Origin of the sequence: Allosphingosinicella sp. (assembly GCF_036387615.1) — a bacterium.
Classification (GTDB): Bacteria; Pseudomonadota; Alphaproteobacteria; order Sphingomonadales; family Sphingomonadaceae; genus Allosphingosinicella.
This window is the reverse complement of record NZ_DASVTH010000041.1, coordinates 171,609-185,473: the sequence shown is the minus strand read 5'-3', so window position 1 is coordinate 185,473 and position 13,865 is coordinate 171,609. Positions and strand designations below refer to the sequence as shown.

14 protein-coding genes are annotated in these 13,865 nt (G+C 65.1%); 5 read left to right on the top strand and 9 right to left on the bottom strand.

The genetic code is table 11. The features are described from left to right. The first annotated feature begins 45 nt into the window (after positions 1–45). Positions 46–813: a nucleoside triphosphate pyrophosphohydrolase gene (mazG, locus tag VF631_RS09400; protein ID WP_431850026.1), complete on the top strand. Its 768-nt coding sequence runs from the start codon at positions 46–48 to the stop codon at positions 811–813. Here mazG and hflX read toward each other — a convergent pair. From hflX to dusB, 5 genes are all read right to left on the bottom strand, one after another. Next, the gene (hflX, locus tag VF631_RS09395; RefSeq protein WP_431850050.1) at positions 810–2,120 is read right to left on the bottom strand and encodes a GTPase HflX; all 1,311 of its coding nucleotides are present in this window, start codon (positions 2,118–2,120) and stop codon (positions 810–812) included. The genes mazG and hflX overlap by 4 nt on opposite strands. Then, positions 2,117–2,614 (bottom strand): RNA chaperone Hfq, encoded by a 498-nt coding sequence (hfq, locus tag VF631_RS09390; protein ID WP_431850025.1) that lies wholly within the window; start codon positions 2,612–2,614, stop codon positions 2,117–2,119. The genes hflX and hfq overlap by 4 nt, the downstream gene beginning before the upstream one ends. A gap of 111 nt (positions 2,615–2,725) precedes the next feature. After that, the gene (locus VF631_RS09385; RefSeq protein WP_431850024.1) at positions 2,726–4,114 is read right to left on the bottom strand and encodes a sigma-54-dependent transcriptional regulator; all 1,389 of its coding nucleotides are present in this window, start codon (positions 4,112–4,114) and stop codon (positions 2,726–2,728) included. Positions 4,115–4,118: 4 nt separating this feature from the next. Then, positions 4,119–6,365 carry an ATP-binding protein gene (locus VF631_RS09380; protein ID WP_431850023.1) on the bottom strand — a complete coding sequence of 749 codons (2,247 nt, stop codon included), beginning with the start codon at positions 6,363–6,365 and terminating at the stop codon, positions 4,119–4,121. A 91-nt stretch (positions 6,366–6,456) separates the two neighbouring features. Next, a complete protein-coding gene (gene dusB, locus VF631_RS09375; RefSeq protein ID WP_431850022.1) occupies positions 6,457–7,455 on the bottom strand; it encodes a tRNA dihydrouridine synthase DusB in 999 nt (332 codons plus the stop codon). A gap of 65 nt (positions 7,456–7,520) precedes the next feature. On the opposite strand from dusB, the gene VF631_RS09370 reads away from it, so the two are divergent. Together VF631_RS09370 and VF631_RS09365 are read left to right on the top strand one after the other, a co-directional pair. Continuing rightward, positions 7,521–8,687 (top strand): bifunctional 2-C-methyl-D-erythritol 4-phosphate cytidylyltransferase/2-C-methyl-D-erythritol 2,4-cyclodiphosphate synthase, encoded by a 1,167-nt coding sequence (locus VF631_RS09370; RefSeq protein WP_431850021.1) that lies wholly within the window; start codon positions 7,521–7,523, stop codon positions 8,685–8,687. Then, a complete protein-coding gene (locus VF631_RS09365; RefSeq protein ID WP_431850020.1) occupies positions 8,684–9,214 on the top strand; it encodes a CinA family protein in 531 nt (176 codons plus the stop codon). Before VF631_RS09370 ends, VF631_RS09365 begins: the two co-directional genes overlap by 4 nt. Here the strand turns inward: VF631_RS09365 and VF631_RS09360 are convergent. Both VF631_RS09360 and lipA read right to left on the bottom strand, forming a co-directional pair. Beyond that, positions 9,157–9,636: a type II toxin-antitoxin system RatA family toxin gene (locus VF631_RS09360; protein ID WP_431850019.1), complete on the bottom strand. Its 480-nt coding sequence runs from the start codon at positions 9,634–9,636 to the stop codon at positions 9,157–9,159. The two genes, VF631_RS09365 and VF631_RS09360, sit on opposite strands and share 58 nt — an antisense overlap. Before the next feature lie 7 nt (positions 9,637–9,643). After that, a complete protein-coding gene (gene lipA / locus VF631_RS09355; protein WP_431850018.1) occupies positions 9,644–10,567 on the bottom strand; it encodes a lipoyl synthase in 924 nt (307 codons plus the stop codon). Between the two features lie 150 nt (positions 10,568–10,717). Here lipA and VF631_RS09350 point away from each other — a divergent pair, with 150 nt between their 5' ends. Continuing rightward, complete coding sequence (locus tag VF631_RS09350) at positions 10,718–11,353, top strand: carbonic anhydrase (RefSeq protein ID WP_431850017.1); 636 nt, start codon at positions 10,718–10,720, stop codon at positions 11,351–11,353. 2 nt (positions 11,354–11,355) lie between these two features. Here VF631_RS09350 and VF631_RS09345 read toward each other — a convergent pair whose 3' ends face one another. Then, the gene (locus VF631_RS09345; RefSeq protein ID WP_431850016.1) at positions 11,356–12,339 is read right to left on the bottom strand and encodes a cell wall hydrolase; all 984 of its coding nucleotides are present in this window, start codon (positions 12,337–12,339) and stop codon (positions 11,356–11,358) included. Positions 12,340–12,456: 117 nt separating this feature from the next. Between VF631_RS09345 and VF631_RS09340 the strand changes: the two genes are divergently transcribed. Continuing rightward, positions 12,457–13,029, top strand: coding sequence for a Uma2 family endonuclease (locus VF631_RS09340; RefSeq protein ID WP_431850015.1), 573 nt, complete (start codon positions 12,457–12,459; stop codon positions 13,027–13,029). On the opposite strand, the gene VF631_RS09335 is transcribed toward VF631_RS09340, so the two are convergent. Next, entirely contained in the window at positions 13,015–13,773 is a 759-nt protein-coding gene (locus tag VF631_RS09335; protein WP_431850014.1) for a hypothetical protein, read from the bottom strand. The two genes, VF631_RS09340 and VF631_RS09335, sit on opposite strands and share 15 nt — an antisense overlap. Positions 13,774–13,865: the final 92 nt, after the last annotated feature.

The window sequence follows — 13,865 nt, the reverse complement described above, 5'->3', positions numbered from 1 at the left end:
CCCACTCACTTTACATAATGTATATTATCGCACTTGGAGATATCCGTGTCCGCGGCAACTTCGCCACCTTCCGCCCCCTCTCTCGACGAGCTCGTCGCGATCATGGAGCGCCTGCGCGACCCTGAAAACGGCTGCGCCTGGGATCGCGAGCAGACGTTCGAGACGATCGCGCCCTACACGATCGAGGAAGCCTATGAGGTCGCCGACGCGATTGAACGCGGCGACATGGCGGACTTGGCCGATGAACTGGGCGACCTCCAGCTCCAGGTCGTCTACCACGCCCGCATCGCCGAGGAGCGCGGCGCCTTCACCATCTCCGACGTCCTCGCCGGGATCTGCGCCAAGATGATCCGCCGCCACCCGCACATCTTCGGCGACGCCGCCGAAAGCCCCGGCTGGGAAGCTCTGAAGGCTGCGGAACGCAGCCAATCCAACGATCGCAGCGCTCTCGCCGGCGTCGCGCTCGCGCTGCCGGCGCTGAAGCGCGCCGAGAAGCTGCAGCGCCGCGCGGCCCGCGTCGGCTTCGACTGGCCGGACCCAACCGGTCCTCGCGCCAAGATCGATGAGGAACTTGCCGAGATCGGCGCCGCAACGAGCGACGAGGAACGCGCGGCCGAGATCGGCGATCTCATCTTCTCCGCCGTCAACTATGCCCGCCATCTCGGCGTCGATCCCGAGGCCGCACTGCGCGATGCCAATGCGCGCTTCGAACATCGCTTCCGCAAGGTCGAAACGCTGGCCGAGCGGCCGCTTTCGGAGCTCGGCATCGACGCCCTCGAAGCGCTCTGGCAGAAGGCGAAGCGCGCCGGCTAAGCCGCTGGAAGATAGTTGGACCGAAACCGCGCCCAATCGGCGTCTGAGAGACGAACTTCATACTCTGTCTCAAGTTCATCCGGGCGCTGCTCGACCACCTCGCCGTTGGCATGAAGCCATGCAATCGCCTCCCCGGCAGTGGCCGGCAGCGTGAAACAGCGCAGTTTGGAGCCCTGGCGCAGCCGCTCCGCCGCGCTCTGGATCAGGGTGTCCACCCCTTTCCCGCTTGTTGCCGAGATCGGCACCACGTCAGCCTTGCGCTGCGCTTCCGCGGCGACGCTCGCAGCCTCTTCCGGCGCAAGCAGGTCGATCTTGTTCCAGGCCTCGATCATCGGCTGCCCGTTCTCGGCCGCAGCGCCGATCTCCTTCAGTACCTGCTCGACATCCTCGCGTTGTGCGTCGGTGTCCGGATGCGAGATGTCCCGGACATGGATGATGAGGTCGGCAGAGATTACTTCTTCCAGGGTCGCCCGGAAAGCCGCGACAAGTTGCGTCGGCAAGTCGGAGATGAAACCCACCGTGTCGGACAGAATCGCCTTGTCGAACCCCGGAACGGCGATCTCCCGCATCGTCGGGTCGAGTGTCGCGAAGAGCAGGTTTTCCGCCATGACGTCCGCGTTGGTAAGCCGGTTGAACAGCGTCGACTTGCCCGCATTGGTGTAGCCCACCAGCGCGATCACCGGCCAAGGCGCCCGCTGCCGACGTGCACGATGCAGCGAGCGAGTGCGCGATACCTGCTCCAACTCCTTGCGAAGCTTAGCCATCCGATCGCGGATCAATCGCCGGTCGGCCTCGATCTGGGTTTCGCCAGGCCCGCCGAGAAAGCCGAAGCCGCCGCGCTGGCGCTCGAGGTGGGTCCAGCTTCGAACCAGACGGCCCGCCTGATAATCGAGATGCGCGAGTTCGACCTGCAGCCGCCCTTCGGCCGTGGCGGCGCGCTCGCCGAATATTTCGAGGATCAAGCCGGTGCGGTCGATCACCTTTGCCTTGGTTGCGGTCTCGAGATTCCGCTGCTGGATCGGCGTGATCGGCGCGTCGATGATGATGAGCTCCGCCTCGGCTTCCGCAGCCGCCACCCCGATCGATTCCACCTGACCCGAACCGAACAAGGTCGCCGCCTTGGGCGCGCGAACCCGAAAGGAGAGCTTCTCCTTCACTTCGATCCCGATCGCTTCCGCTAGCCCAGCGGCTTCGTCCAGCCGCGCTTCCGTGCTCCGCCGCGCATCGCTGCCCAGTTCGGGAAGCGCGACGATCGCCTTTGCACCCCTGGTCACCTCATTGCCGTGATCCCGTTCAAAACCGTTCAGCTGCCGGACTCCTCATCTTCCGACTCTACAAAGCTTACCGGGCGCTCGGGTTGCACCGTCGAGATGGCGTGTTTGTAAACGAGCTGGGCCATGCCTTCGCGCCCGAGCAGCATGCAGAACAGATCAAAGGCGACGATCTCGCCCTGCAGCATCACGCCGTTGACCAGGAACATCGTGACGGGCTCGCGCGCGCGGCGCACCGCGCTCAGGAAGACTTCCTGCAGCAGCGTCGGCTTGCGGCGATCCATCTGCTCGGCGAAGACCCGCTGGATCTCAGTGAGGTCGAGCGGCTGCGACGGCATGATCGTCGAGATCGCATGCTTGTAGATAAGCTGCGCCTGGCCGTCGCGGCGCAGCAACACGGAGAAATTGTCGAACCAGGTGATGATGCCCTGGAGCTTGACGCCTTTGACCAGGAACATGGTGACCGGAGTCTTGGACCGGCGCAGGCTGTTCAGGAACATGTCCTGAAGGTTGTTGACCTTGTCGGCCATTCCCGCTCTCCCCTTGTTCGCCGGGCCGCCGCTTCTTTTCCGGTCGGACCGCGATGAAGCCTAGTTAGAAGCTACACGGCCCCTTTCAATAACACGGGTCAGCGGCTGCGACTATTCGCCTTCATTGGTTTTGGGGTCGCCGATGCCGAGCGCCTTCAGCTTGCGGTGGAGTGCGGAGCGTTCCATGCCGATAAAGCTCGCCGTTCGGGAGATGTTACCGGAAAAACGGCGAATCTGGACCCGCAGATATTCCCGCTCGAAAGTTTCACGCGCCTCGCGCAGCGGCGTGCCCATGATCGCCTTGACTGCCTCGCCAGGGCTGAGCTGAGCCTGCTCGTTCAGGAGTTCCGGCGGCAGCATGTCGATTTCGATGCAGCCGATCCGGGCGGCAGGCGCCAGGATGATCGTCCGCTCGATGACGTTTCGCAACTGGCGGACATTGCCCGGCCAATCATAAGCCTGCAGCGCGGCAACAGCATCGCTGGACAGGGTCGGCGTCGCGAACCTCTGCTCGGCGGCATAGCGCGCGGCAAAGTGGCCCACCAGTTCAGGAACGTCTTCGCGCCGCTCCGACAGCGCAGGAAGATGTACCGGCACAACATTGAGCCGATAGAACAAATCTTCCCGGAAGCGTCCCGCTGCGATCTCCTCCGGCAGGATCCGCGCGGTGGAGGAGACGACGCGCATATCGACCTTCACCATCCGCTGGCCACCGACGCGCGTGAAGCTCTGGTCGGTCAGCACCCGCAGGATCTTGCCCTGCGCAGTCAGCGGCATGTCTGCAATCTCGTCGAGGAACAAGGTTCCGCCATGCGCCTGCTCAAGCAGGCCGGGACGGGCGAGCTCACCCCCCTCCTCCACCCCGAACAACTCCTCCTCGACCCGCTCCGGGGTCATGCGGGCGGCGCTTACGACGATGAAGGGCGCCTTGGCGCGTGGGCTCCAGTTGTGGAGCAGCCTGGCAGCCACTTCTTTCCCGACACCGGCGGGGCCGGTAATCAGCACCCTGCTGCCGGTGCCCGCCACCCGCTTCAGGGTTGCGCGCACCGCATTGATCCCCACGCTCGAGCCGGTGAGCTCCGTTTCCTGACCGATCTGGGCACGCAGGCTCTCATTCTCGCGCCGCAGTCGATCGGTTTCGGTCGCCCGCGCGACAAGATGGAGCAGATGCTCCGCCTCGAACGGCTTCTCGATGAAGTCGACCGCGCCCTGACGGATCGCGGCGACTGCGGTGTCGAGGTTGCCGTGACCGGAGATCATCAGCACAGGGAGGGTTGGATCGCGGCGCTTGATCTCTTCGAGCAATTGAAGCCCGTCGAGTTTCGAGCCCTGCAGCCACACGTCGAGGAGAACGAGCGACGGCCGTCGATCGCCGAGCGCGGCAAGCGCCTCGCTGCTGTTCGCGGCCGCGCGGGTGGCATAGCCCTCGTCCTCCAGAACGCCGGCCACCAACTCGCGAATGTCCTGCTCGTCGTCGACGACTAAAATCTCTAACGCCATATCCTCAGCCGTTTACCACATTCTGTTCAGGTTGACTGGCATGACCGCCCCCAAGCCGCGCCAGATTACGTAAGTCGAAGACAAGCCGAACGGTCGCCCCTCCGCCAGGCGCGTCGTCGAACTCGATCGTTCCGAAATGCTCCTCGACGATCTTCTTCACGATCGCGAGGCCCAGCCCCGTGCCCTTGACGCGAGTTGTCATGTACGGCTCGGTCAGCCGGCCACGCTCGGCTGGAAGCCCGATGCCGGTGTCGCGGATCTCGACGGCTAAGCCGCCTCCGGTCTCGCCGATCCGCACTTCAATTCGGTCCTCCCCGCCGGCTCTGCCCTCCTCGCGCTTCTGCTGAATAGCTTCCACGCCGTTCTTCACGATGTTGGTAAGGGCTTGGCCGAGTTGCCGCCGGTCGCAAATCAGCACTGGCGACGGCTCGGGCGCATCAAGGCTGAAGTGGATATCCGGGTGCGCCACTTCGTGCAGAAACAAGGCCTGGCTGGCGACTTCCGCGATCGCCTCCTCCCGAAAAACGGGCTTGGGCATACGTGCGAAGGAAGAGAATTCATCGACCATCCGACGCAGGTCGCCGACCTGCCGCACGATGGTGCCGGTTAGCCGTTCGAAAGTGCCTACGTCGGACGTGATCTCCTTGGCGTAGCGGCGCTGCAGTCGCTCGGCCGCGAGCTGGATCGGCGTCAGTGGGTTCTTGATCTCGTGCGCGATCCGCCGTGCCACATCCGACCACGCCGCGCGCCGCTGATCGAGCAACTGATCGGTAATATCGTCAAAGGTGATGACATGGCCGCCCTCGACTCTGACCCGCTTGACCGCGAGCGTGCGTGGCTCTCCGCCGCTGGCGAACTGGATGATGTCCTCGCGCGCCTCGCTGTCGAGCTGCTCGTCGAGCTCGGGCGCGAGCTGGCGAAGCGACTGGCCGACGGCCTGCGTCTGACCCGTCTTGAGCAGAGCTTCGGCTGAGCTGTTCATCAGCCTGATCTGACGGTTCCGGTCGACCGAGATCACTCCCGCGGTCACCCCGGACAGCACCGCTTCGATGAAGGCGCGGCGACTTTCGAGCTGATTGTTGGCGGAAAGCAAAGCCGTGGTTTGCTCCTCCAGCCGGCGAGTCATCCTGTTGAATGCGTTACCCAAGGTCGAGACTTCGTCGTTGATCCTCGCCGTGGGTACGCGCGCCGACAGGTCTCCGGCGGTGACACGCCGCGCCGCGTCGACCAACTCCCCGACCGGACGAACGAGGCGATCGGCCAGTTTCAGCGCCGTCCAGATCGTCAGAGCCACGATCAGAAGCGAGACGAGGAGCAGGATTGCGTTGAAACGCAATTGCAGGTCGCGCGCATTCTCGAGCGCGACTTTGTAAGCGCTTGCAGCATTCTGCGCCTGGCGGAGCTGCTGTGTGGCAGCTGCGCTGATCGGCCGAGCGCCGTAAAAGAACACGCCAGCTTCCGGATCCAGCCGGACGACCGCCTCGACGCGATCCGGGGTTGAAGAGGTCTTGACCTCGCCTGCGGTCAAATCCCGGAGCTCGCCTTCGGTGAAGCGCCTCGCAAGTGGACGCCGGTCCGGGTTCCATTCGACCGCGCTTCGCACCATTCCGTTCGGGCCGATGTCGAGCAAGGCCGTCTCGCCGAGCTGCCGTGCAGCGGTCTGGTACAGGAATTCGTCTCGGAAGCGTTCGCTGTCGACGCCATAAGCATTGATGCGGTCGACCATGTCGGCGCCCATCACGCCGACGTCGAGCCTGATGCGGTCGCTATGCTCGCGCGTGTAAATCTGGGAGACATTCTCCGCGCTCGCCAGGACAGTCTTGGCCTGGTCGGAGTACCAGAAGCTGACCCCGCTCTGGAAAAGCAGCGATGCGAAGATGACCACAAGCAGTGTCGGAATTGCGGCGATGGTCGAAAAGATCGCCACCAGGCGCACGTGCAACCGCCCGCGCCCGCCAATATTGGTCCTCGCCGAACGCCTGAGCGCAACACGGCGCGCCACCATCACCATCAGCGTCAGCGCGGGAACGAGAAGCAGGACGAGGAGAGTGGCGACCAACTCCGGCTTCAGCGGAGCATCCGGCCGGCCGACCTCTTCGAAAGCGTAATAGGAGGCCGCCAGCATCGCGATCAGCGCGATCACAGCCGATATTTCGACGAACGGCACCAATGGGCTGCGCTTGACCGCAACCGACAAACGCCGCCGCCAGCGGGGGCGGGAATCGGCGACGAGCACGGTTTGGGCGTTCACGTGACCACTCTACCACGAGGGCGTGACAAAAAGAACACAGTTCTTTGGCCGTAAGGCTTCGGGTCGACCTGCCCTCCCGCTCGGGCTGTCGCTAGGCGGCGGCGCGGCTGAGCCAGGGCGCGTAGAAGTCGGCCAGCATCGCCTTGGCGCGCTGGGGGTCCGCTTCCTTGTTGAACGCGTTGCGGAATTCCGCCGACCCATGAAGGCCGCGCGTGTACCAGCCGATATGCTTGCGGGCGACGCCGACCCCGACCACCGAGCCATAGTGGTCAAGCATCTCCTCATATTGCTCGGCGATCGCGTGGAACTGCTCATCCATACTCGGATCGGGCAGTCGTTCGCCGCTACGGAGCCAGTGCATGACCTGGCCGAGCAGCCAGGGCTTTCCGTAAGCGCCACGCCCGATCATCAGCCCGTCTGCACCGGATTGCTGCAGCGCCGTCTCGGCATCCTCGATCGAGCAGATGTCGCCGTTGACGATGACCGGGAGGCTCACCGCCTCCTTGACCCGCGCGACGAAGCCCCAGTCCGCCTCTCCCTTGTACATCTGATTGCGGGTGCGGCCGTGCACCGTGATCATCTTCACACCGAGGTCCTCGGCGATACGGGCCAGTTCGGGGGCATTGAGGCTGGCATGGTCCCAACCCATCCGCATCTTGAGGGTCACCGGCACCGTCACCGCCTTGACGGTGGCCGCGATGATCGCTGTCGCGAGCGGAAGCTGGCGCATCAGGGCCGAGCCCGCATCGCCATTGACCACCTTCTTGACCGGGCAGCCCATATTGATGTCGATGATCGCCGCGCCGCGATCTTGGTTCAGCTTCGCCGCTTCCGCCATTTCCTCCGGCCCGCAGCCGGCAAGCTGCATCGAGACCGGTTCCTCGACGGGGTCCCACGCCGCCTTCTGGAGCGACTGACGCGTCTCGCGGATCATCGCCTGGCTGGCGATCATCTCGGTGACGGTCAGCCCAGCGCCATAGCGCTTGACCAGCTTGCGAAACGGCCGGTCAGTGACGCCCGTCATCGGCGCCAGGATCACGGGCGTGTCGATGCCGACCGGGCCGATCTGGATGGAGTTCAAGCGGGACATGGGAAGCGTGGACATAAGTCGTTGCGAGGTGGCGGGCAAGGCCGGGCTCGGCTAGGGCCGACGCCATGACAGAGCGGGGCAGGACGGTTGCGCTGGTGGTCGCGGCGGGCAGCGGTACGCGCGCGGGCGCGGCCGTGCCCAAGCAATTTGCGCGGCTCGGGGGAAAGCCGCTGCTCGCCCACGCAGTCGATCATCTACTCCATCCGGCGATCGACGAGATACGCGTGGTGATCGGGCCGGGCCAGGAGGAGCTCTACACAGGAGCGATCGGAAGCGCCGCCCTGCCCTCGCCTGTTTTCGGCGGGGCGTCACGACGGGAGTCCGTTCGAAACGGCCTGGAGGCTCTCTCGGAAAGCGGGGCCGTCGGACGGGTTCTGATCCATGACGCGGCGCGCCCGTTTGTGCCGGGCAACGTGCTGGATCGCCTGGTCGGGTGTCTTGACGATCATGACGGGGTCGTCCCGGTCCTCTCTGTCGTCGACACACTTGCCAAGGCAGACAGGAGTCTCGGGGAAGTTGTGCCTCGCGAAACGCTTGTCCGAGTGCAAACGCCGCAGGCCTTTCACTTCGACGCCATTTTGTCCGCCCACCGGGCTTGGTCCGACGGGCGGGACGCAACCGACGACGCCCAGATCGCGCGCGCTGCAGGCATGTCGATCGCGATGGTTCCGGGCGACGCCGCACTGGACAAGATCACCATGCCTGAAGATTTCGTCCGCGCCGAGCAGCGGCTCGGCTCCGCCCTCGTTTCCCGGACCGGTTTGGGCTTCGACGTCCATGCGCTCGCCGAAGGTAAGGAACTGTGGCTGGGCGGCTTGCTCATCCCGCATGCGCGCGGGCTGAAAGGGCATAGCGACGCCGATGTCGTGCTCCACGCGCTGACTGATGCGATCCTCGGCGCGATCGGCGAGGGCGACATTGGTACCCATTTCCCCCCAAGCGACCCGAGATGGCGCGGCGCCGCCTCGGCCCAGTTTGTCGAACATGCAGTCGGGCTGGTCGCCCGGGGCGGCGGCCGCATCGACCATGCCGACATGACAGTGATCTGCGAGGCGCCGAAGATCGGCCCGCACCGGGACGCGATGCGCGCCCGTATCGCCGGTCTGTTGCGGCTGCCGGAGACGCGAGTTAGCATCAAGGCGACCACGACCGAGCGGCTGGGTTTCACCGGCCGCGGCGAAGGCATCGCGGCGCAGGCGGTGGTCACCGTGAGAATGCCGGAGGACGCATGAGCGAACGGCGCAACACTCTCCTCCCCGACGAGCTGGTCGAGCAGGCGCGACAGGTGATCGACGCAAACCGGGCCGCAGGGCGCCGGATCGCGGTCGCCGAAAGCTGCACCGCCGGCCTCATCTGCGCAGCACTGACCGAGATCGCTGGATCGTCAGACGTGTTCGAGGCGGGCATCGTCACTTACGCGGACGAAGCCAAAATGGACCTGCTCAAGGTCAGCTCGGATGTGCTGGAGACGTTCGGCGCCGTGTCGATCGCCACTGCCTGGGCAATGGCGCAAGGCGCTCTGAAGGCGACCCGGGCCGACGTGACGGTCGCGATTACCGGCATCGCCGGGCCTGAAGGCGGAACGCCACGCAAGCCGGTCGGGACGGTGGTCTTCGCCCGGGCAAGGCGCGGCGCGGACCCGAAGGAGATGGTCGCGGACGTCAAGCAGTTCGGCGACATTGGCCGCGGCGGCGTCCGGCTTCAGGCGGCTTTGTGCGCGCTCGAGCTGCTTATGCCGGGCGCCTCACCCGCGCCGTAGAGCTGGTGTGCGCGCGCCTCAAAGGCGCCAATCATCTTGCGGAGCGCGCGGTCGAACATCTGGCCCGCAATGGCTTCGAAGATGCGGGATTTGAACGCAAAGTCGACGCAGAAATCGATCTCGGTCCCGCTCTTCCCGTCCGGGCGGAAGCGCCAGCTGTTGTGGAGATATTTGAGCGGGCCCTCGAGGTAATCGACCTGGATTTTATGGGGGCGGCGCTTGGTCACGCGTGAGGCGAAGGTTTCCTTCAGCGATTTGAATCCGACCACCAGGTCCGCAACCATCAGCTCAGGGCTGTCCGATCGCACCCGCACCGCCGCGACCCAGGGCAGGAACTCGCCGTAGCGGCGCACGTCCGCGACCAGATCGAACAATTGCTCCGGGGTATAGGGTAGACTCCGGGTTTCCGAGTGGCGCGGCATTCGGAAGCTACCGCGCGACCGCCAGCTTCGCCTCGCGCGCCACGCGCATCTTCGCAAAGTCGTCGCCCGCATGGTAACTGGAGCGGGTGAGCGGAGTCGCCGCGACCAGGAGGAAGCCCTTCGCCCGCGCGATCGCAGCATAGGCGCTGAAAGTCTGCGGCGTCACGAATTCGGCCACCTTGGCGTGTCGCGGCGTCGGCTGGAGATACTGGCCCATGGTCAGGAAATCGATGTCGGCCGAGCGCATGTCGTCCATCACCTGATGCACTTCGAGCCGCTCCTCGCCGAGCCCGACCATGACGCCGGACTTGGTGAAGATCTTGGGATCGTGCCGCTTCACGCTCTCCAGCAGCCGCAGGGAGGCATAGTAGCGCGCGCCTGGCCGGATGGTGGGATAGAGCCGCGGCACCGTCTCCAGATTGTGATTGTAGACGTCGGGACCTGCCTCGACGATCGCCTCGACCGCGCTCTGCACCTTGTTGCGGAAATCGGGCGTCAGGATCTCGATGGTCGTGGAGGGAGTGTTGCGCCGGAGCGCCTGAATGACCCTGACGAACTGCCCCGCCCCGCCGTCAGGCAGGTCGTCACGGTCGACGGAGGTGACGACGATATGGGTGAGGCCGAGCTCGGCGGCCGCCACCGCGACATGCTCGGGCTCCAGCGGATCGACGGCGCGCGGCATGCCGGTCTTGACGTTGCAAAAGGCGCAGGCGCGCGTGCAGGTGTCGCCCAGGATCATCACAGTCGCGTGCTTCTTGGTCCAGCACTCGCCGATATTCGGGCATGCCGCCTCCTCGCAGACGGTTGCGAGGTTCAGGCGGCGCATCAGCTTCTTCGTCTCGGCAAAGCCGGTGCTGGTCGGCGCCTTCACCCTGATCCAGTCGGGCTTGCGCTGCTTCGGGGTGAAGATGGGAGCGAGGGCTTCGGACATGCGCGGCAGATAGCGATTGGACGGCCCTATCGCCAGACCCCACTTTCCTGATCCGGCTTCCCTGAGCTTGTCGAAGTGCTGTCCTTCTCTTACCGGCACCGCTCAGGCAGAGCTTCGACAAGCTCAGCTAAGCGGTTTGGGGGACATAGTTTGGCCGATTTCAGCGCACTGGTCGAAGGATATCAGCGGTTTCGGCAGACCGGCTGGCATGAGCAGCGGGAACGGTGGGAGCAGCTGGCGGAGGGCCAGAGCCCGAAGGTGATGATCGTCGCCTGCTCCGACAGCCGAGTCGATCCCGCGCAGATCTTCGATGCACGTCCCGGTGAAATTTTCACGGTCCGCAACGTCGCCAATCTGGTGCCGCCCTACCAGCCCGACCGCAGCTATCATGGCGTCTCGGCCGCGCTGGAATTCGCGGTGACTCAGCTCAAGGTCGAGGAAGTTCTTGTAATGGGACACGGTTTTTGCGGCGGCTGCGCGGCGGCGCTGACCGGCGCGTTCACGGATGCGGAGCCCGGCGAAGGCGCCTTCATCGCGCACTGGATCGATATGCTCGGCGAAGCGCGACGCAAGATCCGGGCCGCGCATCCTGAGCTCGACCGCGAGGCGTTCCGCGAGATGGAGCTGGAGGGCGTTCGCGTCTCATTGCGAAACCTGCGCACATTCCCTTGGGTCCGGGAACGCGAGCAAGCGGGCGAGCTGAAGCTGCACGGCGCCTATTTCTCGATCGCGGACGGCGCCCTATGCGTTCTGGACGAGAGCAGCGGGGAATTCAGGCCGGCCTGAACCTACTCGGCGGCGGCGATGCTCTCGATTGGTTGACCCGCCACCGTCGGCCCTGCGTCGGCAGTCTCGCCGGTGGCGCCGGACGAGCGGTGGACGCGGACTGGACCCTCCGCCGTAGCCGGTTCGGACTCGCTTAGCTTCGGGCCGCCGCGGTGGATGTTCACCTTGAGCCCACCGTCCACCAGAGCCGCGATGCGGACCACAGGTCCGGCGCCCTGGAGAGGCGCGACGGCTTCGGGCAGTGCCGAAGCAGCAGCAGCGGCGGCGGCGCCCGGCTCCGCGCCGGCATAGGTCTGGCGGAAGGCGAGCGGGTGGCCCCAGCTGCCGCGCCAGCGATAGAAGATGTGCGAGCCGACGGTGATCGCCCGGGTCAGGCTCGCCGCCCACCAGGGGCGCACGGCGGTCGTGTGGTAGTGAGTCGCAAGGCCTACCGGCTCGTAGACGCTGCCCGACAAGGCGGCTTCGGCAACACCGCGGGCACGGGCCCAGGCGCCGGGCTCGATCCGGCGGGCGAGCGAGCCGTCGCAGGTGAAGCTGAATTGGCACCCGGTCCGGCGTTGCGAGCCCTGGTAGATGACGCCGCAGACGCTGTTCGGATAGGCCGGATGCCGCGCGCGATTGAGCACGACCTGCGCGACGGCGCGCTGGCCGTCTTCGCTCTCCGAACGGGCCTCATGGTAGATCGCGGTGGTGAGGCAATCGAGCGAGCGGCGCTTGTCGGGCTCCGCCTGCCCTTCAGCGACGAACGGCTTGGCCGGCGAACCCGGCGCGATCGCTTCGGGCGCGATGGTGGGAAGGCTGGCGGGCAGAGGCCCGGTCGCGCCTTGCGGCAGGATCAGCTGGTAATCGGGAACGTCGTCCATCGACGCCAGATCGACATAGCCCAGGTCTCGCCCGGCAGCCGATTGAGGCACCGCCCCCGCCGGCACGCAGGACGCGCCCGCCAGAAGGAGCGGAAGGCTCAGCAATGCCCGATTGAACAACATTCAGGCGCCCCACCGCCGTTGACGATGCGCCGGGTGTAGGGGGGAGAAGTTGGGGACTGGTTAATGAGCTAGGCTCAGTGCTTCCGAGCGTCCGGCATTTCTGATATTCCTGCGATCATGACCGCCGAGCTGCCGCTGAACGCTCCGCAGCGCTACAAGCTGACGCTGGACGACTTCGCCCTGCTGAACGGAGCGGGCGCTTTCGCCGGCTACGCGAAAACCGAGCTCATCGACGGAAGGGTCTTCGGATTGAACGCTCAGCATCGGCCCCACGCGCGCGCCAAGGACGAACTCGCCTATCGGTTGCGGCGCGCCTTGGAAGCGAGCGGGAACGCATTGTCTGTGCTGACAGAGGTGACGGTTGCAATGCCGCCCAACGACGCACCACAACCCGACATCCTGCTGACGAGCGAAGCAGAAGGCGACGGCCCGGTGCCCATCGGGTCCGTTGCCCTGATCGTCGAGGTTGCGGACACGACACTGGACTTCGACCTCGGACCCAAGGCCGCGCTTTACGCGGCCGCTGGCGTGCCGGAATATTGGATCGTTGACCTTAACGAGAGACGCTGCCTGCTGCACATGGGCGCGGGAGCCGACGGCTATGCCGAGCAGCTCGATGTCCCGTTCGGCGAGACAATAATCTCAGGGACGATCGAAGGATTGGAGGCTAGCACGTCAGGGCTGGCGTGATTTCGCACGCGTCCCGGAACTTGGAGAGTACGGGGCCGCTACCACCTCCCAGCGACCATCGTCGCAGGTCAGCGGAGTTGCAGAGAAGGGAGCAGGCGCTGCAGTCAACGCTTTCGCCGTGTCCCAGAAGCGGCGCATCGAGTCCGAGTCTGAGGGCACGCCGAAGATGTAGGCATCTCTGCTCACCACAAGGACGATTTGGCCTTCCACGCCTGCCGGATGCTCAGTGCTACAGGACATGGGCTCAGCCAGGAGGCTCGGCGCAAGACCACTTTCAGCGCCGATGGCGGTGGCGCCATTGGGCTGACCCTCAAGCGGCCCCATCGCGAGTTCGCCCATGCGGGCCCGGATATTGGAGGTAGCGCGTTCCCACGCAGCCCCTTCTTCAAGTCGCCAGCGAGCAAGGTCATCGGTGGATGCCGTACGGATAGTCTCGGGCGAGTCGATCGCGAGAAAGAAAGACAGGTCACCCGCCATTGGGCGCGGAGCAATAAACTTGTTTGACTTATCCGGACCGGTTTTCGTGAGACCGCTGGAGATCAGGTAGTCGCTAGGCCGCACAATGATTACAAGCTGATCGACGCTCTCACCCGCAGTCTCTGGGGCGGTGGCGAGCTTGGCGTGGCGTGCGACGATAATCTCTAGGGCGGCTGGATTCGCGAGATAGCTGGCAAAGCCATTCTCGATATTGATCTGGGTTTCGACCCGCCCTTGTTCGACGATTTTCAGGGTTCGCTCGTCCACGCGCAGAACTTTCGCGCCGGGGCGTAAGCGGGCAACCACGGTCGCTAATCGCTCGCGGTATTCTAAAATGCTTAGAGGACGATCGGGCCGTG